6 protein-coding genes are annotated in these 4,624 nt (G+C 40.2%); all 6 read left to right on the top strand.

Going from position 1 to position 4,624, the window contains the following annotated elements; translation table 11 throughout:
- A partial coding sequence (locus JWQ85_RS01575) for a hypothetical protein (protein WP_299462900.1) occupies positions 1–346 on the top strand: 346 nt, incomplete at its 5' end.
- A 94-nt stretch (positions 347–440) separates the two neighbouring features.
- Positions 441–1,142 carry a tRNA (5-methylaminomethyl-2-thiouridine)(34)-methyltransferase MnmD gene (mnmD, locus tag JWQ85_RS01570; RefSeq protein ID WP_299462897.1) on the top strand — a complete coding sequence of 234 codons (702 nt, stop codon included), beginning with the start codon at positions 441–443 and terminating at the stop codon, positions 1,140–1,142.
- A 172-nt stretch (positions 1,143–1,314) separates the two neighbouring features.
- A complete protein-coding gene (gene mazG, locus JWQ85_RS01565; protein WP_299462894.1) occupies positions 1,315–2,118 on the top strand; it encodes a nucleoside triphosphate pyrophosphohydrolase in 804 nt (267 codons plus the stop codon).
- A 64-nt stretch (positions 2,119–2,182) separates the two neighbouring features.
- Positions 2,183–2,608, top strand: coding sequence for a hypothetical protein (locus JWQ85_RS01560; RefSeq protein WP_299462891.1), 426 nt, complete (start codon positions 2,183–2,185; stop codon positions 2,606–2,608).
- A 148-nt stretch (positions 2,609–2,756) separates the two neighbouring features.
- Positions 2,757–3,311 carry an RNA polymerase sigma factor gene (locus JWQ85_RS01555; RefSeq protein ID WP_299462888.1) on the top strand — a complete coding sequence of 185 codons (555 nt, stop codon included), beginning with the start codon at positions 2,757–2,759 and terminating at the stop codon, positions 3,309–3,311.
- The coding region (locus tag JWQ85_RS01550; RefSeq protein ID WP_299462885.1) for a hypothetical protein at positions 3,304–4,624 on the top strand (1,321 nt) is incomplete at its 3' end. The genes JWQ85_RS01555 and JWQ85_RS01550, both read left to right, overlap by 8 nt.

Here is a 4,624-nt window from a genome sequence, read left to right as displayed (position 1 = left end):
GAGGATAGTTTATATGAATGATTTTTTTTCTGCTTCTACAGCAACTTTTTTTTACTTCCTGGTGGCAGGATCAGCCATTGTGTATCTGATACTTAAATTTGACAAACAGAACCGTCAAAAACTAAATAAGGTATTAGCCCAGGCACAGGATGTACAACCGCTGTATAGGAGAAAAGCTGCCGAGTATAAATTGCACACACTTAAAATGGCCCGCACTAACGAAAAAGCAGCACGGAGCATTATTGAAAAGCAACTGGATGAGTTGGTTGCCGATTACGACAAAGGCCACATTTCCCTGCCCGATTATTGCAACAGGCTAAGCAACTTATTGGCCATGACAGCTTAATTGGTAATAGTAATTGCAGCCACTTAAAGTTTAGATCCCACCCTTAGCATTAAAATCTCCTATTAGAGCTTATATTTGACGTTTATCTTCAAACATGAGCACTGACGAACACACCAATCATTTGCAAATTGTTGCCACCGCCGATGGGTCAAACACCATTTATAACGCGCAGGTTGGCGAAAACTACCATTCGCGCCACGGGGCGTTGCAGGAAAGCCGGCATGTATTTGTTAAATCGGGATTGGAATATTTTTTAGAAAACAGCTCCAACAATAATACATCTGTTTCGATACTTGAAGTTGGCTTTGGCACCGGGCTTAACTTTTTGCTTAGCGCCGATTTTTGCACTCAACAACAAATAAACCTGCAATATACCGGCATTGAGGCTTATCCGCTAACGGATGAAATGATTGGACAAACAGCTTATGATCTGTATATATCTGATCCTATCTGGAAAAGTTTTTTACAGCATTACCCTGCTTCATTAGTTGCATCGGTTCAACTGAACAGTTATATTCAATTGCAAATAGCAGCAACCACACTTGCTAATTTTTCATCCCCGGTACAATATGATGTTATTTATTTTGATGCCTTCGCTGCTGTGCATCAGCCCGAAATGTGGAGTGACGAAGCCATTATCCATACCCTTAAGTTTTTAAAACCCGGCGGTGTGTTTGTAACTTATGCCATAACCGGCAACCTTAAACGCAGTATTAAAGCGTTAGGCCTAAAAGTACAGAAAGCACCCGGCGCACCGGGCAAAAGGGAAATGCTGAGAGCTGTTAGCAGTTTGTAGTGGGCAGTGGGCAGTGGGCAGTGGGCAGTGGGCAGTGGGCAGTGGGCAGTGGGCAGTGGGCGAAATTACAAATTGCGTAACGCAAGCTCCAATTGATAAATTACATAATTTAAACAGCAAACTGCAAACTAATAAAGCAAACTGAATACCTTTGCTTATCTAATTTAGCAATATGCCACTAACTGCCCCCATTACTGCATCTAACCCATCCGGAGCTTTTGAACGCCTGCTTACCATAATGGACGATTTGCGGATGAACTGCCCCTGGGATAAAAAACAAACGCTTGAAAGCCTTAGGCACCTTACCATCGAGGAAACGTATGAACTTTCTGACGCCATCTTAAGCGGGGATATGGATGAGATAAAAAAAGAGCTTGGCGATATTATGCTGCACCTGGTTTTTTATTCGCGTATTGCATCAGAAACCAATGATTTTAATATAACCGGTGTACTTAATGGCATTTGCGATAAACTAATAAACCGCCACACGCATATTTATAGCGATACGGAAGTAAGCAACGAGGACGATGTTAAGCGCAACTGGGAACAGATCAAACTAAAAGAAGGTAATAAATCTGTTTTAGGCGGTGTGCCTGCTTCGTTACCGGCATTGGTAAAAGCTTCCCGTATACAGGAAAAGGCACGTGGGGTTGGTTTTGACTGGGATAACAAAGACCAGGTATGGGCCAAAGTGGAAGAAGAACTGCAAGAGTTTAAAGATGAGTACAACGTTGCGGATGAGAGTGCTATTGACCATGACAAAGCCGAAGGAGAATTTGGCGACCTTTTGTTTTCATTAATTAACTATGCACGCTTTATTGGTATTAACCCCGAAGATGCACTTGAGAAAACTAATCGTAAATTTATTAAACGTTTTCAGTACCTGGAAAGTAAGGCGCAGGAGAATGGAAAACAGCTGCATGATATGAACCTGGCCGAAATGGACGTATTTTGGGAAGAGGCAAAAAAAGTTTAATAATTATAGCTTTATTGTAGCGTTTATAAATAATATACGTAACGTTAATGTAACACCAAATAATATGAAAAAATTTATTTATTTATTACCGGTATTAGTTGCATTAGTATCAGGCTGCTTTAACAATCAGAATAGCGTACCTGCGCCAGATCCATCGGGTACTTTTACAGGCGAATTCAGACGCATTTCAAAAGCAGCTGATCAATCTATCGATACCTTAAAGGCAACTATAAAGGTTGTGATACAACCGGGTACAGGTTACCATGTTTTGGGCGATACTACTACTGTACATGCAGGCAGCAAAGGGCATTATGGCATCAATGGCAACGGAATAATGTTTGTAGACAGCACATATTCTGCAACAAGCTCCTCTACAAAAACTCATCTGAACGGCGAATACCTTTTTATTTATAACGGGAGTGTTTTCCAGATGGTTAGAAACAGCGGCGATACTTTAAGCCTGCAATACGATCTGAAAAAAACCAATTAATATTGTTTAATACTTGCAAATATTCTTGGGGGATAGCGCAGCTAAAACTTTGGTTATTTGCTATTATAAAATATTTACTGCAACTGTAGCGTTTCCGGTTCTTGGTACGTACTTAATAAATCAGCTTAAGCAGTGTTAACAATAATTAATGCATTTACATCACCGCATTACTGAAGATGAAATAGTCAGTAAGTGTAAATCGGGCAGCATAAAACACCAGGAATTACTATATAAACAGTTTTATGGCTATGCTATGGGTGTAAGTATGCGTTACAGCCTTAACGAAGATGACGCGTTAGAGGTTGTTAATGATGCTTTTATAAAAATTTTTAATAATATAAATAACTATAACACCGATAAACCTTTTAGGGCCTGGCTACGCACAATTGTTGTAAATACTGCTATTGACAGGCGCCGTAAAGAATTAAAGCATCAGGCCAATACAGATATTGAAGATGCCTATGGTGTTGGCAGTAATGCAACTGCTATAGAAAGTTTAAATGCACAGGATATTTTAAAGCTAATGAAGCAATTGCCTCATATACAGCTTACAATTTTTAATATGTACGAAATAGATGGCTATAACCACGATGAGATTGCCAAAATATTAAATTTGCCGGCAAGTTCATCAAGGGTTTATTTAAGCAGGGCTAAAGATAAATTAAGACATCTGTTAACAACCGAAACACGAAACCATGGATGAGCAGTTTGATAATAAACTAACTAACCACATCAGGGAGGTGTTTGACAATTACGAGCACCCGGATGCCGAGCATGGTTGGGAGCAGCTAAGGAAGAGATTCCCGGCCGAAAAAAAGCACAACAAAGTTGCCTGGCTTTGGTGGAGTACTGCTGCGGCCATAGCCGTTGTATTTTTAGGCTTGGGTATATGGTACAATAACCAAGGCACAGGTACAGATAACCTGGTTGCTAAAAACCCTGTAAAACAACAACAGCAGCAACCTGCAACCAACCTTCCAAAGCAAGCTACAGATAGCGCCATAAAAAGTACACCCATACAGCCCGATAACGATCAACCTGTTATTGCGAAAAATAACACCCCGGCATTTAACAATACTATTGTTATACCTACATATACTGCGCCTGTTAGCAAAAAATCACCTGCAGATAATATAAATAAGCCAATTGATCAAAACACAAATGCTGTAGTTGGACATCCACAGCCAATTTTTAACAATGTACAACCAGCTATAATAGCGCAAACAAAACCGGTAATAACACCTTCTGTTGATAGCCAAAAAATGGGAAACAACTTGGCAAATCAGTCGCAAATGGCAAGCGTTAAACAACCGGATGCCGGCATAACACCCGCGGCTGCGGCAAACACAGCGCCTAATAGTATGGCAAGGCAAAAACCGGCAAAAACCATAGATGATATGTTTGCTGATGATAAGTTACGTGCCGTAGCAAAAAACAAAAAGACAGATGATCAGGAAGTTAAAAAGGTAAACTTTAGCGTTTACGCAGCCACCTATTTTAACTACGCCGAGGGTAGCACAAACCAAATAAACGCGGGTGCGGGTTTCACTTCAGATTTTAGATTGAGCAAAAAGTTAAAACTATCTACCGGTGTTGCATTGGCACAAAACACTTTAAGCTATAATTCAGCAGCCCCCAGCGCTGCAAATAGTATGATGGCTGCTGCACCCGCTTTAAAGCAAGAAGCTTTGTTTGCAACTACAGCGGTTTTACCTGTATTTAAAAATTATAGCGCCAATCTGGTAGGGCTTGATATACCCATCAATATAAAGTATGAATTTAACCCTCAAAAAAACGACACCTATATATCAGCAGGCTTAAGCTCGGGTACTTTTATCGATGAAAATTACACTTATAACTATACATATAGTAACGGTGCCGCATACACCTCTAATGCCCAGGATCAGCAAACCTCGCATAATAGTTTTAACAATTTTTATTTTGCCAAAATGCTTAACCTCTCATTTGGTGTAGGCTATCCTATAGGCGGCAACAAGCTTATTGTTGAACCATTTG

Origin of the sequence: Mucilaginibacter sp. (genome assembly GCF_028288105.1) — a bacterium.
Classification (GTDB): Bacteria; Bacteroidota; Bacteroidia; order Sphingobacteriales; family Sphingobacteriaceae; genus Mucilaginibacter.
The sequence above is the reverse complement of the archived record's forward strand: the minus strand, read 5'-3'. Positions and strand labels throughout refer to the sequence as shown.